Origin of the sequence: Vibrio maritimus (genome assembly GCF_021441885.1) — a bacterium.
GTDB lineage: Bacteria > Pseudomonadota > Gammaproteobacteria > Enterobacterales > Vibrionaceae > Vibrio > Vibrio maritimus_B.
Genome location: NZ_CP090440.1, coordinates 134,813 through 150,659, shown reverse-complemented (window position 1 = coordinate 150,659; position 15,847 = coordinate 134,813). Strand labels below are relative to the sequence as shown.

Genomic DNA, 15,847 nt, shown 5'->3' with positions numbered 1-15,847 from the left:
AGGCGTTACAGTAAATCAGGTTCAACAGAATAATCAGTTAATACCTATGGATTTGCGTATCAAAGTAGACATAGCTACCGCCATTTAAGTTATGATAGACCTTACAGGACATAACCTGAGAGCCAAGTCTGGACTTTCTGCTGAAATGGGCACAAAACCCCGAATAGGCAAAGACCAGGACTCGATCAAGCGCTTGCCGCTTTACGTCATGGCGACATGCTCGTTGTACCGAAACTCGATCGCTTAGCTCGTTCAGTCCCTGATGCTCGAGCTATTGCGGATATATTACAAAGTCGAGGCGTAAAATTGGCATTAGGTTCAAGTATTTATGATCCAACAGACCCAATGGGAAAGATGTTCTTTAATATTTTGGCTACTTTTGCTGAGTTTGAAAGGGATTTGATCCGTTTGAGAACACGTGAAGGAATGGCGATTGCCCGAGCTAAAGAGAAGCTTCGAGGGAAACAACCAAAACTTTCAGAGAAACAGCAAAAGGAGCTGTGTCGAATGTATGGTACAGGACAATACTCTATTAGCGATTTAGCTGAACTGTTTTCCGTCTCACGGCCAACAGTATATAGAACGCTTTCTCGCAATAAAGCCGAATCATAATGAATAAAAACAGGCCGGTATTGCCAATTAACGTAGGATTTTTTTCCGAATTCCAAACACCTTGATAGGCAAAATAGTCAATAAGGAACTCACAATGTCAGCACAAGCAGAAGGTCGAGGCTTAATACACAAAGGGGACAAAACGACGACAGGAGGTGTCGTGACATCGGGTGTCGGTAATGTCATGTTTCTGGGGGAAGACGTCACGCAGATAAAAATGATAGCGACGTGTCCCGCTTGCAAAAAAGGGCAAGGGGAAATCATTCCTTTAGAAAAAATAGCGGTCATTGTCGATAATATTCAGGTCGCATTACATGGCGATATCGTCGCTTGTGAATGTCCTTTTGGCTCAAATACGCTCATTGCTTCCGCCGGAGCAATGAAATTCTCTCAAAGTAATGGACAGGTTCATGGATTTAAACCTCACGCCAGTCCGCAAGATATGGATGCAACTTATCAGAGTGTTACGAGTTCAATGGGAGGGAGTTATTCAGGTGTGAGCTCTTCACTGTCTACAGGACAGCAAGCGTATGATCTTGCTGAAATTGAATGGAACGAAGATTTACAAAAGCAAGCTAAAGAATACCAGTGGGACACATCTCAACAAGAGAACGTGAGCATTGCAATTCTTACCATTGAAGAAGCCAATGAGTATTTAGATTTACTCATCAAAGACACACATGGACAGCTTTCTACAGGCAAAGATTACACTGGTGTTGGAATGGGACTTAAAGGTGCTTATGAAGTCGCTAAAGAGCTTGGAGGATGGGGAGCGACTGCTAAAGCGGTCAATATCAACGGCGTGATGAATATAGTGGTTGAGAACTACAAACCTCGATATTTAGATTTAGGCATCCGTTGGCAAGAGGCTACGCCTCAAATGCTTAAAATTGGCCACGCACTGAATACTGTTCAAGGAAATATCAGTTTTTTGAGAGGAAACATTTTTGTCGAAGTCGTGTTTAGTGGTGCAGTCAATGCGGTTGATTACATGCTGCACGATGAGAAGACGCTAGGCGAAGTCGTAGGGCAATTTACGGCGGATATATCTAAGGGGGTTGTAGCTGGTGTACTCGCTCAAGGGTTTACTTTAGGACTTAAAATTGGTGTTGCATGGGCTTTTACTCCACCAACAGCAGCAGTATTAGCCGTATTTGCAATTTCAGCTTTTGGTATCGGGTTAATTGTTTCAGCTATTGACGAAAAATACAAATACACCGAACCCATGAAGAAAGAAGTAGAGAGGTTAATTGATGAAAATTAATCGCTTTAAAGTATTTCTATACCTTGTTTTATTCTTGGCTCCATTTCTATCAATATTTGGTTACTTTTCATTGCAAGTAATCAATACCTTAACTGCTTACGAAAGCATCGTTACAATTTATAGTGCCCTCAACAACGCTTCATTATTCGCATTATTTAGCATCACTTTGATAGTAACAACATTCACAATCGTAGTTCTTCTCACAGGTAAGTCTCTAAGATGGATGCCTAAGATCATTCTGATCATCTTATCTTTAATGGTTTTGATTAGCTTTATAACAGGATGGATAATGACAACAATCACAAAGAAAGAACTTGATGAAAAAGGCTACATCGAATGTACATCTGAACGAGAGTTTGCATTGAAATACTCAAGTAAAACGTACGTTCTTCCCCCAGAAACGTGTGATTAACGCTATCTTAAGGATAATAATGGTCTACTTAACCACAGAGCAACAACAACTGGTCCAAATAGTTAATGATTATGCTTGTCGATTTCCTTTGACAGAAGATGGAGATGATCAGCTTTTACAAGGCTGTTATGACTATATGGATGCTTTCAAACGCGTGATAGACAGCTCATCAAAAGTCGAGTTGGACTACATCTGCTTGCAATATCCTGGTTTTTTCCGATTTGCAAAATGGATGGAACGTTTGGCGGAGGGCATTGCTGATGGCGTAATTGAAGTCCCCAAAGATAATTAAAACCTCAGATCGGAAATTTCGGCGGTTCCGGCGTAGAACCCCTACGAGCAACGTTAAGATCAGCACTTAATTTACTGTTTTCCTGCTCTGCATCTTTTAACCTTTGTTGCAGATCTGCAATTTTTTCTAAAGCATCTTCCAACTGTTCAAAGGCTTTATCTTGTTCTTGAATAGACTCAGCTTCGCGCCTAGCTACATCGGCGGCTCTTTCATTGGCCTCAGCAATGGCATTATTTAAACGCTGCTCAACAGTGTAGTGAGCATGGTCATTAATTTGGTGAACCAAATGTTCAACATCGGCCAACATTATTGACAACTTATCCGCGACTTCGGGCGGTAACTCCTGATGTACAAGGGCTTTCTCAGTTGTGTCAGGTACGGTAGGCGCAAGGATTTGTCCCTCACCTTCTAGCTCTCTATAAACATCCATTAATGCAGATGGACGCCCAGTACCGATTTTATTACGTAGGGACGTTCCATTGATATTTTTACCTTCGACCAATAAAGCGTTCGCTGCTTCAATGACTTGCTGATCTGAAAAAGCTCTTTCTCTTGCCATTTTGTCCACCTGTCACTTTCAAAGTATGTTTGTACGTTTGTACGTTTGTATGTTTACCAACAAACGTACAAACAAAAAATATATAAGTGAAATGTGACAACATTACTTAGTGTGAAGGCACGATCAGCCTAAAAATTGCGATTTGGCACTGAATAATGTGAGAAGGGAAAACGATTCTGTGTTATGCACAAAAATAGTGGATAAAAAGTGTACAACTAAGAAAGTTGATCATTTTAAGGGTTAGACGGTGTGATCGAGGTGAAATAAAAGCCGTTCACAGACAGTTAACATTTGGCAAAAAAACCTTAAATTACGCTATTTACCATAATAGGCAGAATATTCCTCTAACATGTAAGTCCCTGTTAGTAATATCCGGTTTAACCGAGTTGCTACGATAACCGTCAACTTTTCAATATCAAAACTCATCGATAGTCGGAACTGATGAGACTTTGTTTTTGAGATGAGTTTGAGGCACCCGCTTTCAACCCTTGTAAATTAAAGAGATCAGCGTTTGATGGCGGTTATCGCAGCTACACGGTCATTACCCCTTAAACTGCGCAAACATTAATGTTATAAATTTGTTAACTACATCTCGTTTTTATTATCTAAAATTACGCACACTGTTGCACAGTGCTTTTTTGTGCCTCTTCCCCTCGGCTTACTTTTATTGTTGAGCGGCAATAGTAAAGGTGATCTTGCTAAACAAAGAAGCACTACGTACTGTGTGTCAGGACAGTACGTTAAGTGTACGAAGGGGAGTTTATTCTCCCCTTCGTACGTCTTACATTTCCATTGGCTTCAGATCCTACCAAGCGTCACCCCGTATCTTCTTTGTACTTTATAGTCAAATCCCTAGCCGTGTTGTGTATTGGCGCCGTTGTGGGGGCGTTTTGTATCAAAACCAGAGAGGTTTTTAGCACACGTGCTTGCTTTTCTTTATCGACCTCTTAGAAACGAGGGTTAGCATCACAAAATAAATCCAAAAAGTCATTTATAAACTCGCTACCAATACGGCACCTTTGATAACTGTTAAGAAAGGTTTCACTGCTATTCATAGAATACCCTTAAATTGTATACTTTTTGATAGTTCGTGAAATCACCTATCAAAAGTACTATTATAAGTGAAAAATCAAAACATCTTAGGGGTATTGATAGGTTATGGAGAAAGTTGGATACGCTCGGGTCAGCTCAACAGGTCAAAGTTTGGATGTTCAGCTAGAGAAGTTAAATGACAGTGGTTGTCAACGTATTTATCAAGAAAAGAGAAGTGGTCGAACCTCAAATCGTCCAGAGTTTCAATCTTGTATGAATTACCTTCGAGAAGGCGACACCTTAGTTATCACTCGTCTAGATCGCTTAGCTCGCTCCGTTGTCCATCTCGCGCAACTCGCCAAGCGCTTTGAGCAGGAAAAAATCAACTTAATCGTCATCGACCAAAACATCGATACCAGAACCTCAACCGGTAGATTAATGTTCAATATATTGGCATCGATCGCTGAATTTGAAAATGACTTACGCACAGAGCGACAAGCTGAAGGCATTGCCAAAGCAAAAGAAAATGGAGTGAAGTTTGGGCGTCCGGCAAAACTTAATGAACAACTATGCCAGACGATATATGTTCGCCGAACTGACGGAGCAACTATTGGGCAGTTGGCCAAAGAATTTGAGCTTGGAGAGGCAACAATATATCGAGCGTTAAAAATGGCAATGACAGAAGAGGGCTCCGTTTCAAAATTTGGAGAATCTGGCACGCTAGTCAAAAATAGTTAACGGAGCCATTATAGGTCTTGCATGAAGGAGAGTTGATAATTTTATTGATAATTTGGTTTAGTGTTGTGAGTTTGGTCAATAAATAAAAACTTATATCTAACAAGGTGTTACATTTTTATACAACTATCTGTAGTTTAATACTTTTACTGTAGTTTAATACTTTTAACCGACGGAGAACAAAGAATGAAAGAACTTAACCATGATGAGTTGGGACACGTGATTGGTGGTGCTTATGACTTTGGTGCTGATTTATGTAAAGGTGTGCCAAAAAAAATCAACGATAACACATGTGGTGCACGTAAAATAAATGACCGTTTAAATGACTCTAAAAAAGGAACTAAACACGATGGTTATCATCATGGCTATCCTTTAAGTGAAAGACGTGGAACTTCTAATGATAGAACTTCTACGGGAGGCTCAAGAGGAAATAGAAGATAGTGCTATCACCACTTAAATTTCATAAGCAGTTTAGCTGTCTGCTTATGGTTTTCACATTATCGGCATGTTATGACAATGCACCTAATACTAAAGTCTATACATTAAATGGTGACGTAATTTTTAAAGGAGCTATTACGGAAAAATCAGTAGATGAAACAATTGATCTGCTAAGTAATGGTAATACGAACCTCCGCATAACATCAGAAGGAGGAGCTAATATACCTGCCATTCGATTGGCTAATTATATTTTCGATAATAACATCAAAGTTACCTTTGATGTTCAATGTTACTCTGCTTGTGCTAATTATATATTACCTTCATCAAAAAATGCTGTGGTAAAAAAAGGAACCATCGTTGGGTGGCACGGTGGAGCTTACCAGGAGCATTGGGAAGATGAACTTGAAAGTAATCCAGATGCTATAGCTAGAATAGAATTGTGGAAAAAGAAAGAGACAGAGATATTTAATAAGTTCAACATAGATCATAATATTACTATTTACGGTGTTTTGAATGACTTCGAGCTTTTAAAAGCTGAACGTCACTGTAGTAAAATTGGCGAGGCCGGTAATTTTCAAGGTTGGACATATAAAATTTCCGACATAAAAAGAATGGGAATAAAGGCAAGATTTGAAGATGAAGAAATACCGTTATCATATGAAGGGGTTGACCTTCAATGCTTAATATTTCCTTTTAATAATTAATTTAATTCCATTGGTCATAATGAATATTGATAAAGTGTCATGATAAAAAGATCTAGCTCAACGGCATTATTTAGAAAAGAGGTTATTGAGGCAAAGAAAAACCGTTTAAATGGAAGTATTATACTAACTCCACATATTTCCCTTCAAAGTATAGTTATTTTGTTTTTTTTGTCATTTGTCATAATGATGATATATGCCACACAATCCTCTTTTTATCGAAAAGAAACTGTTAATGGATACTTAATTCCTAAAAAAGGTATCGTGAAAATATTTTCTGGACGCAATGGCGTAATTGATGATTTATTCGTTGTTGAAGGGCAGAAAGTCGAGCAAGGACAGCCAATAGCAAGGATTCTAAATAGCCAAAACTTAGATAGCGGAGTGGAATTATCAGCCGAACTTATTAAGGAAATCGATACTCAGATCGATGCACTGACCAAAGAGATCCACACTATAAAAAAAGTCTTTGTAAAAGATGAGCTGAGAATTGAACGCCAATTAAATCAGTTACAACGTAGCTTGTTAGCTATTGAAAAAGCAAAGGCGACTAGTCAAAAACGATTAAATCTTAAGCAGCAACGATTAACCAATAACAAAATACTATATGATAAAGGTTTTCTCTCTTCGACGCTTCTCGCAAGCATGGAGGAGGAGCTTCTAGAAGCCATTTCATTATCTGAACGACTTGATCAAGAGATCGCATCCATTTCAGTTGAAATAGACAGCTTACATTCTCAAAAATTAGCCCTACCTGAACAGCTGGAGCTTAAAAAGCTGTCCACTCAACGTTTAATATCCGAGCTTCAGGCAAAAAAACTCGAGCTTAACAACCAGTATGCATTCATTAAAAAAGCTCCTGAAACAGGAGTAGTAACTGCGATACAATCTACTTTGGGATCACAAATTAACCCTATATCCCCAATATTAACCATAATACCTGAGGATTCCCCTCTAGAAATTGAACTATTACTACCAACTCGATCAGCTGGATTTGTTAAAATAGGAGATCCTGTTCGTATTCGCTTCGATGCTTTTCCTTATCAGAAGTTTGGTTTAGCTAAAGGAAGAATAATTAATATTGATAAATCGCTTTTATTGCCAACAGAAAAAACACTACCAATAAAAGTTGATGAGGCGGTATATCGTGTTCGGGCTAGCCTATTAAATCAAAATATACACGCTTATGGTAAGTATTTTCCTCTAAAAGTTGGGATGATTGGAAATGCCGATATAATTATTGAGAAGCGAACGTTATTGGAATGGTTGCTTGAACCGATTTATTCCATAAAAGGAAAGCTGGGATGAATCTACTAAATAAGGCTAAAGAAGAAACTTCAGCCACAAAACCGTTAGAGCTGCTGCGATACTCAGGAAAGAAAACGGTTCCTTTAATCCTTCAATCGGAAGTCGCAGAGTGTGGACTCGCTTGTTTGGCAATGGTTTCATCGTATTACGGAAATAAAGTAAACATTTCATTGCTTAGACAATCGCTGAAAGTCGGAACACAAGGAATGAATCTCCGGCAAATTATGGATACGGCAGGAGTTCTAGGGTTAAGTGCTAGAGCGATACAGTGCGATTTATCTGAAATCAGAAATCTATCTAGACCTTGTGTTATACACTGGGACCTTGATCATTTTGTTGTACTAACTGGAATATCAAACAATATCGTTCACATTAATGACCCAGCCCTGGGAAAACGAAAGATTACCTTGAAAGAGTTTAGTGATAGCTTTACTGGCATAGCCCTAGAACTGACACCTGGTACATCTTTTAAGAAACAAGATCAGCGAGTCGTCATGAAAGTCTCCCAATTGTGGGGAAAAATGATTGGGTTGAAGCGCTCTCTGATTTCTTTGTTATTGCTCTCAGTAGTGATGCAGTTAGCTGCGTTATTGTCACCATATTATATGCAGATTGTTGTTGATAACGTTTTGATGAGCCATGATCAAGCCTTGCTTGTTGTGTTAGCTATCGGTTTTGCTTTGTTAGCGATAATTCAAACTTCAGTAACTGCATTACGCAGTTGGCTTGTCATTCGATTTAGTAGTGCGTTAACTATTCAAATGGGAAGCAACCTCTATCACCATCTTATCCGGCTTTCCATGCCATACTTTGAGAAACGCCACATTGGCGACATCATGTCACGGTTTAACTCCATGAATGCCATAAAAGAACTCCTCACAACGGGAATCGTTGAAAGCATTATCGATGGCATAATGGCTATAGTGCTCTTAGTTATGATGTACTTATATAGCCCGCTTCTCACTGGACTTGCTGTGTTAGTAATAATCCTGTCTTTTATTTTGCAATTGACATTTTACTACCCTAATCGTCGGGCTACAGAGTCGGCTATTGTCGCAGCTGCGAAAGAGGATTCAGCATTTTTGGAGACTTTAAGATCAATGCAAACTATCAAGCTCTTTAACCATGAAAGTAGCCGTCAAAATATATGGTTAAATCGATATGCTGAAGTGATAAATGCCGATATTCGCCTCGGTAAGTTAGAAGTTGCAGAGAACAGTCTGAACCAACTGCTCTTTGCTCTTGAAACTATTGCAGTGGTATACATCGGAGCAGTAAGTGTCATGGATGGTGAACTTACCGTTGGCATGCTTTTAGCGTTTATTACTTACAAAAGTCTATTTACTGTGAATACCTCGGCATTCATCGATAATATTTTTTCGTTTAAGCTTTTGAGTTTACATTTAGAGCGTTTATCCGATATTACATTGGAAAAGTGCGAGCCCGACATAGCAAAACAAACTCTACCTCAAAAAATTCAAGGTAACATTAAGGTAGAGAACGTAAGTTTTCGCTATGCTGATAACCTAGACTGGATCATTCGCGACTTCTCTTTTGAGGTACAACCTGGAGAATGTGTTGCCATTTCTGGTCCATCGGGGTGCGGAAAAACAACATTGATGAAATTACTCTTAGGGCTACTAAGCCCTGTAGAAGGTGCAATTTATATAGATGGAGTCAATATTAAGGACTTGAAATTAAATGATTATCGAAAACACCTTGGTAGTGTGATGCAAGAAGATACCTTACTTTCAGGAACTTTATCCGAAAACATCACCATGTTTGACATCAATTTCAATGAAAAAAAAATGTACCAATGTTGTGAGCAAGCTAATATTCTTGAAGATATTCTGGCAATGCCAATGGGTTTTAACTCACTAGTTGGTGATATGGGGAACAAGTTTTCTGGCGGGCAGCGTCAACGTATTTTCTTAGCTCGAGCACTCTACAAGTGTCCTCAAGTTCTTTGCCTCGACGAGTCAACTAGTCATTTAGATAGCCATAGCGAGCACGTAATCAACCAGAATGTGCACCAACTCAGCATGACAAGAGTTATCATCGCGCATCGTAAAGAAACCCTTGAAAGTGCCGATCGCATAATATCGTTGGGTACATAACTAAATTTGACTTCTCTCATCAAAGGAAGGGGTTTTACGGCGTTTCTCTGATAAAAAAGCCTTCTTTCGTGAGGGGAAGAGGGAAAAGTTGACATTTTCAGAGTGGTTCAAGGGAGATTGTTCCACACTCATATTTAAACATAGTGCTCACGAACAACTTATCGCATAAGAAAACCACGCTATGAACGTCCGTTTTTTCCGATCGCTATCAATCTTTCACAACATCCGCTAGGAGTGCAAAACCGGCTCCGTTGCAAAATTTACGAGAGGTCTGATTACTCAGAGGACTGTTTACCTCCTAAGAGATAAACAGTCCTTCGATTAGGCGCACTTCGGCCAGTGAACCACGACCATGTAACCATATATCAAATTGCCCTTTTCTAAACATTCGCATCACTTCAAAACCTCGGATTGTGGCAAACGCCGTTTTCAGTGACTGGAACCCTCGAACCGGATTGATAAGTCGCTTTAACTTACCGTGATCGGCCTCTATCCGATTGTTTAGGTATTTGACCTGCCGTTGAACAGTGCTGTCCGAACAAACCTTCATTTTCTTTAAGGCCACGATTGCCGGTACATACGATTTATCCTTATCGGTATTCATTGTCTTCGGATGGTTATAAGGTTTGATACTACGTAAAGCCTTACCAAGGAAGCATTTCGCTGCCTTTTAGTTTCGGGTTCGAAACAGATAAAAATCGACAGTATGACCTTCTTTGGTAATGGCACGGTATAAGTACATCCAGCGACCACTAACTCGGACATAGGTCTCATCAACCTGCCAGGTGCTACTCCAACCTGACTTCCAACACCAGCGTAGCCGCCGTTCTATCTCTGGTGCATAACGCTGTATATTTAGCTCTTAACGCTTAGTTTAAGCCACATTCCCTTTCGCATGAAGATATTGAATTAAAGGCGCATAATCGCCGGCATCAGCTTGGCGTAAGCTCGCAATGTACTCACCCCGCTCTTGGCTTTGTTTATCCAAATCTGTATTGGACCAAACTAAAGGCTTTTGTTTGAGTAGTACCATTCGTATGTCGTCCGTCATCGCGCGCGAGTGACGTCCGTTGCCATTGGGAAAAGGGTGAATTTTAACTAACCTGTGCTGTATCCAGGCTGAGAGTTCTAGGCTGTCATAGTGTTCAAACTCAATCCAACATTTGATGTCTTCTAGTAAGTTGTGTAAATCTGGCCGGATATTCAGCGGATCGAAGACTCGCATCAAGGTGATGTGTTACTCATCGAGAAAGTTGACCGACTTTCTCGCCTCCCCTACGAGCAATGGAAAGAATTGAAACAAAAATTGGTGACAGCAAGTATTCACATCGTCGTTTTCGATCAACCCATGACCCATTCTCTTCTTAGTCACTATAGTGACAGTAATATGTCTATGATTTCCAAAGTACTGACCGAATTTATGATTGACCTGGCAGCGGCGATGGCCAGAGATCATTACGAGACACACCGTAGACGCCAGGCGTAGAGCATCAAAAAAGCGAAAGCGCTTGGTAAATACCAAGGACGCAAACCTAGTCGACAACTAAGGGAAAATATTGCTATGTTGTTAGATGAAGGAAAAACGTGGTCACAAATCCAGAGTTTGCTTGGTTGCAGTCGTTCGACCATAGCGAACGTGAAAAAAACACTGAGGGCTAATTTTTATCAAGGTCCAGTACTAGTTGCGATATGGGAGCAACGCGAACATGTAGAGACAGTGCTGCCCCACCGAAACGCTGTGAAGATGGACTGTCTCCAACATGGGTTTCCGTTGTTCAAAGTTTGCTCTCACTCTCACCTCTCCTCCATCACATCAAAGCCATCTAGGCACCTAACTTAAACCATCGATGCAAAATCAGTAGCTTATAGTGAAATTCAAAGGAAAAATGATCCCTTACCGTACATTTGACGCAAGAACTTCGATTATAATTTGAACAATGAACTTTCTTATGCTACATTACTGTACAAATAAACAGTATAGATTCCACCTTCGAAAGGGAGAGTTTCATATGGTACCCAAACCCATTGTCAAATCAACAAGCGAACCTGCTCAACGTAGTGGAGGTAATAAACAAACGCCTGAAAATACCTCGGGGTAAAACCAAGTAAATCTTCAAGTAAATAATAAAAAACAACTCTCACAACCGTGAGCCGTTTTTTATTCATATAGGAAGCGCAAAATGACTGTATATTTAATTAGTTATGAGCTAAGCAATTCAGATGAAAAGTATAAAAGCATTCATTCAGCGATGCGCATTATGGGAGTGTACAATCATATAATGGAGTCAACATGGTTACTCTCTACACCATTATCGGCATCCCAAGTAGGTGGCAAGCTGACCTCATATCTTGATAACAATGACAAAATGTTTATATCAAAAGTCAGTGCAAATGAATGTGAATTTCAAGGGTGGTTAGATGAAGAAACATGGAAGTGGATTAGAGAACATATTTTATTGTGACACCGTATGTATTGATTCTTTTTGTCACTGTGTTCACATTATAAGCAACTATAAATCAAACTCTTAAATCCACATGTACTTTCGTTCCGTTGATACTCAAGCTCCGTTAATACAGTTTCAATAAATATGTATAGCATTATTGTTATACATTAACGCCTATCTAATCATATTTAATTTAACTTGTTTAATGACTTCTACGATTGTAAGAGCAATATAGTAATGTCCGGTTTGAGCAACTTTAAAATGTCCTCCTAAGCTTAATTCGTAGTTTGCTTATGAGGACCTAAACTGATGTTAATTGCTATGAGTGATCACGAGATTAATCGATTCAAAGTCCTGACGGATGTGCGAGAAAAACGATTACGACAAATCAACGCGGCTGATATTTTAAATATCTCTACTCGACATGTCAGACGCTTACTAAATCAACTGGCAACTTATGGTGCTCAAAGCTTGGCACATGCAGCTCGAGGCCGTCCAAGCAACCATCGTTATGATGATCGTTTTCGAGCTGAAGTATTAAGGATCGTGCGTGAGCAATACTTCGACTTTTCACCAACATTTGCGCTAGAAAAACTCTCAGAAGATCACAACCTGACGGTTTCTAAAGAGACGCTCCGTCAATGGATGATTGCTGACGGCCTATGGACTCCACACTCTAAGCGCAAGCCAAAAGTCTATCAACCTCGCTATCGCAGAGATTGCCTTGGCGAACTCATTCAAATTGATGGCTCGCACCATGACTGGTTTGAAGGACGCTGCGACAAATGCTGCCTATTGGTTTTCATTGATGATGCGACTGGTCGCTTGATGAACTTAAGATTCAGTGAAACCGAGTCAGCGTTTGATTACATGAAAACGACCCGTGAATATGTGGACGAGCACGGTAAGCCAGTGGCGTTCTACAGTGATAAGCACTCGATATTTCGAGTCAATCAAGAAAAACACAAGCAAGTTGGCCAGACGCAATATGGTCGAGTATTGAATGAACTCGGCATAGAGCTCATCTGCGCCAACAGTTCTCAGGCCAAAGGTCGTGTAGATCGAGCCAATCTGACGTTGCAAAACCGTTTGGTAAAAGAAATGCGCTTACAAGGCATCAATAACATCGAAGACGCCAATGCATGGCTTCCCTACTTCATCGCCGACTTCAACCGCCGTTTTACCAAACCCGCAAAGTTTCCCAAAGACATGCACCGAAAAATGCGCGAATCCAAGCAGGAGCTGGACGATATCTTCAGTTGGCAAGAAACCCGTAAGCTCTCAAAATCGCTCACATTTCAATATGATAAAGTGGTTTATCTTATTGAACCAACTGTAATGACCCAGAGAAGAGTTGGACATGATATTGTGTCACTCTAATCAGGAGTCATTATGAGTAACGAACCAGAAGTAAAACGTTGGACAGCTAAACGCAAAGCTGAACTTGTTAAGGACATCATTAAAGGTAAAACAACCGCCAAGGAAGCCGCTAGAACCTACGATCTGACGCCTTCTGAGATTGAGCGTTGGGTGGATGATGCTCTGGGCGGTATGGAAAACGCTTTGAAGGCGAATCCTAAGGATGTCACTGAGCAATACGAGAAGAAAATTGATGATTTGCATGCAGCCTACGGGGAAGCGATGCTTCAAATCAAATTTCTAAAAAAGCTCAATCGCCATCTCGACCAGAACGACGAGTAATCATTGCTATCAGGGATGAGATGGCGCAAGAAGGCGACAAGGTTTCTGTCTCTCAATTGTGCCGCTGGACAGGGCTTCCTCGGAGTACTTTTTACTACCGAGCTAAGAAGCGTAAGCCAAAAATCAACGAGTGGATGGCAGCCAAAATAAAGAGGCTTATCGATGCCTTACCTTACGCAGGGTATCGCACCGTGGCATTTTTTCTAGGTGAAAACAAAAACACCATCCAACGCATTATGAAGCTGAAAGGTTGGCAATGCCGTAAGCGTAAAGTTGGCTTTAGGCCTCGTGTAGAAGCCAAAGCTTTTTTCGCGCAAGCGCCTGATCAGCGCTGGTCTACGGATATCGCAAGAGTCTGGTGCGGTCAACAAGATCGCTGGGCGGCACTGACGCTGGTTATGGACTGTCATACTCGTGAGGTTTTAGGCTGGAGTCTCAGCAAACGAGGCAACGCTAAATCCGCTGTTGCAGCTTTAGAAGATGCTTTATTGACTCGTTATGGTGTGATTGGTGAAGCAACCCCAGGGTTGCAACTGCGAAGCGACAATGGCTTGGTTTTTACCTCTCGCCTCTACACTACGTTAGCGATGCAGTACGGTCTGACTCAGGAGTTCATTCAGCCGCATACGCCACAGCAAAATGGCATGGTTGAACGTCTGATAAGAACCCTCAAAGAGCAGTGTATCTGGATGCACAACTTTGGCTCTTTAACTGAAGCTCGCTGTACCATCGGCAAGTGGCTTGAGTTCTACAACAACGAGCGCCCACATCAGGCGCTTAAGATGAAAACGCCTGCTGAGGTTTATGCTTTAGCAGCTTAGGCTGTCCAATTTCGACTGGGTCATTACATTAGGGCTTTGTTGTACTGATTCCAGTTAGTTGTTTTGTAACGAGGTTTCGGCATAAGGCTACGGTGATTAACTGATGTAGCCGATCAGATCATAACTTCCTGACTTAGTTCCATCGATTTACGCAACAAAGCCAGTACAACCCGCACCTGAACTGATATACCACCTCTAGAAAAAGCCCTGATGGATGTGACAAAATAGAGCATTAAGGGGGGACAGTGCCTTATTAGATCACTCAACAAGTTGGTTGCTAAAGTCCCTATAGACAAGTTCACTATTCTTAGATTAAGTCACAACAGATTATGTACGACATAAAAAACGCTCACCTAAGGAAAGCAAGGTGAGCGTAACCCGTTAGTTTACAAAAGAAAGATCGATAGAGAGCAGTGAACAAGCTCATTACAATAATAAGTACAGAGAAACGCTGTCTCCTTTGAGTTCGGAGTTACTTTAAAGGACGTCACTACACTTGACAGCGCCCTCTGAACAAGGACAGGTTAATATCGATTATTACGTGATGTATATATATAAATTTTTTATAAAACTCACGTTTGATGCAGTACTAAAAATATTGGAACTAATAAACAAAAAGCTATGGGTAGCGTCATTAACTGCACTAGCAACATCCTTTCAACACCGCTCAATTTAGCACATGGAGAATGGCTATAAAATCAGAGGAATGTCACTCTTTTAGCTTTAACGTTGTGAGAGCTACTAGCTAATTTAACGTTCCCGCAAAAACATACTCCTCCGGGCAAAGGTGGAATAACAGTTACTGATAGAACAATTAAAACCATAAATACTTTATAAAACACCCTATGGAAAGAATATCGATGAACACCACGCTACAAGCGCCTGATCGTCCGACTCGTTTAGGCAACCTTTTTCCATACCATAACATGCTGATTAAGTTATTGGTGGCTCAAGCCTCCGAACTCACTAAGTTCAAAAAACACAACATCGCTCTAAAAAGTTAAGCGACCAAACTGAGCCAGCAACCATAGCACTAACTACTTATTCCACAGCCATGAACACAGAGCGCGGCAAGCATTAAATAATTCGTCAAAGGCAAGCTAAGGGTGACAAATGCCAAATATCATTAAAACCGTGCTTTGTCCGGCTTGTCAAAACCAAGTCTATGCACGCCAACGTAAAGGAAAATGCAAACGCCTCGATTAAAGTACCTTCAGCGCGGGGGATTGAACTATCAACCACCCAAGCTAAGCTTTTTTAATCGGCTTATTCGACATGGAGAAGCTGGAGCTCTTATGTGTTTGACAGGATGGAGTATTTAGGGAAGCAGTGTCTAATTGGTCCGCTAATGCTGGAAGCAAAGTTCCTATCGTTCGCAGTCAAACACTTTGTTATCGAAATCGACAGTTAA

14 protein-coding genes and 4 pseudogenes are annotated in these 15,847 nt (G+C 40.6%); 15 read left to right on the top strand and 3 right to left on the bottom strand.

Annotated elements, in window-relative coordinates; genetic code table 11:
* Positions 1-162 precede the first annotated feature (162 nt).
* The 4 genes and pseudogenes from LY387_RS26030 to LY387_RS26020 form a co-directional block, all read left to right on the top strand.
* Positions 163-612, top strand: a pseudogene (locus LY387_RS26030) (recombinase family protein); the annotation flags it as partial.
* A 94-nt stretch (positions 613-706) separates the two neighbouring features.
* Positions 707-1,876 (top strand): PAAR domain-containing protein, encoded by a 1,170-nt coding sequence (locus LY387_RS26025; RefSeq protein WP_234498147.1) that lies wholly within the window; start codon positions 707-709, stop codon positions 1,874-1,876.
* Between the two features lie 289 nt (positions 1,877-2,165).
* Positions 2,166-2,288 carry a hypothetical protein gene (locus LY387_RS27215; RefSeq protein ID WP_267967714.1) on the top strand — a complete coding sequence of 41 codons (123 nt, stop codon included), beginning with the start codon at positions 2,166-2,168 and terminating at the stop codon, positions 2,286-2,288.
* A gap of 19 nt (positions 2,289-2,307) precedes the next feature.
* Positions 2,308-2,580: an arylsulfatase regulator gene (locus LY387_RS26020; protein ID WP_234498146.1), complete on the top strand. Its 273-nt coding sequence runs from the start codon at positions 2,308-2,310 to the stop codon at positions 2,578-2,580.
* Between the two features lie 4 nt (positions 2,581-2,584).
* Here the strand turns inward: LY387_RS26020 and LY387_RS26015 are convergent, their stop codons facing one another.
* Complete coding sequence (locus LY387_RS26015; protein ID WP_234498145.1) at positions 2,585-3,139, bottom strand: DNA-binding protein; 555 nt, start codon at positions 3,137-3,139, stop codon at positions 2,585-2,587.
* Positions 3,140-4,297: 1,158 nt separating this feature from the next.
* On the opposite strand from LY387_RS26015, the gene LY387_RS26010 reads away from it, so the two are divergent.
* The 5 genes from LY387_RS26010 (at position 4,298) to LY387_RS25990 (ending at position 9,470) form a co-directional block, all read left to right on the top strand.
* The gene (locus tag LY387_RS26010; protein ID WP_234498144.1) at positions 4,298-4,909 is read left to right on the top strand and encodes a recombinase family protein; all 612 of its coding nucleotides are present in this window, start codon (positions 4,298-4,300) and stop codon (positions 4,907-4,909) included.
* 183 nt (positions 4,910-5,092) lie between these two features.
* Positions 5,093-5,347 (top strand): hypothetical protein, encoded by a 255-nt coding sequence (locus tag LY387_RS26005; protein ID WP_234498143.1) that lies wholly within the window; start codon positions 5,093-5,095, stop codon positions 5,345-5,347.
* Positions 5,347-6,048, top strand: a complete 702-nt coding sequence (locus LY387_RS26000) for a hypothetical protein (protein WP_234498142.1) — start codon at positions 5,347-5,349, stop codon at positions 6,046-6,048. Before LY387_RS26005 ends, LY387_RS26000 begins: the two co-directional genes overlap by 1 nt.
* Before the next feature lie 39 nt (positions 6,049-6,087).
* Positions 6,088-7,353, top strand: a complete 1,266-nt coding sequence (locus LY387_RS25995) for an HlyD family secretion protein (RefSeq protein WP_234498141.1) — start codon at positions 6,088-6,090, stop codon at positions 7,351-7,353.
* A complete protein-coding gene (locus LY387_RS25990) occupies positions 7,350-9,470 on the top strand; it encodes a peptidase domain-containing ABC transporter (protein ID WP_234498140.1) in 2,121 nt (706 codons plus the stop codon). Before LY387_RS25995 ends, LY387_RS25990 begins: the two co-directional genes overlap by 4 nt.
* A gap of 298 nt (positions 9,471-9,768) precedes the next feature.
* On the opposite strand, the pseudogene LY387_RS25985 reads toward LY387_RS25990, so the two are convergent.
* Positions 9,769-10,323, bottom strand: a pseudogene (locus LY387_RS25985) (IS6 family transposase); the annotation flags it as partial.
* 21 nt (positions 10,324-10,344) lie between these two features.
* Positions 10,345-10,695 carry a Fic family protein gene (locus tag LY387_RS25980; protein WP_419153498.1) on the bottom strand — a complete coding sequence of 117 codons (351 nt, stop codon included), beginning with the start codon at positions 10,693-10,695 and terminating at the stop codon, positions 10,345-10,347.
* Here LY387_RS25980 and LY387_RS25975 point away from each other — a divergent pair.
* From LY387_RS25975 to LY387_RS25950, 6 genes and pseudogenes are all read left to right on the top strand, one after another.
* Positions 10,666-11,115 (top strand): annotated as a pseudogene (locus LY387_RS25975) (recombinase family protein); the annotation flags it as partial. The gene LY387_RS25980 and the pseudogene LY387_RS25975 overlap by 30 nt on opposite strands.
* Before the next feature lie 535 nt (positions 11,116-11,650).
* Complete coding sequence (locus LY387_RS25970; RefSeq protein ID WP_234498139.1) at positions 11,651-11,932, top strand: hypothetical protein; 282 nt, start codon at positions 11,651-11,653, stop codon at positions 11,930-11,932.
* A 303-nt stretch (positions 11,933-12,235) separates the two neighbouring features.
* Positions 12,236-13,282 (top strand): annotated as a pseudogene (locus LY387_RS25965) (ISNCY family transposase); the annotation flags it as partial.
* 24 nt (positions 13,283-13,306) lie between these two features.
* The gene (locus LY387_RS25960; RefSeq protein WP_234498051.1) at positions 13,307-13,615 is read left to right on the top strand and encodes a DUF1153 domain-containing protein; all 309 of its coding nucleotides are present in this window, start codon (positions 13,307-13,309) and stop codon (positions 13,613-13,615) included.
* Positions 13,570-14,436, top strand: coding sequence for an IS3 family transposase (locus LY387_RS25955; RefSeq protein ID WP_234498195.1), 867 nt, complete (start codon positions 13,570-13,572; stop codon positions 14,434-14,436). Before LY387_RS25960 ends, LY387_RS25955 begins: the two co-directional genes overlap by 46 nt.
* A gap of 860 nt (positions 14,437-15,296) precedes the next feature.
* On the top strand, positions 15,297-15,440 hold the full coding sequence (locus tag LY387_RS25950; protein WP_234498138.1) for a hypothetical protein: 144 nt from the start codon (positions 15,297-15,299) through the stop codon (positions 15,438-15,440).
* Positions 15,441-15,847: the final 407 nt, after the last annotated feature.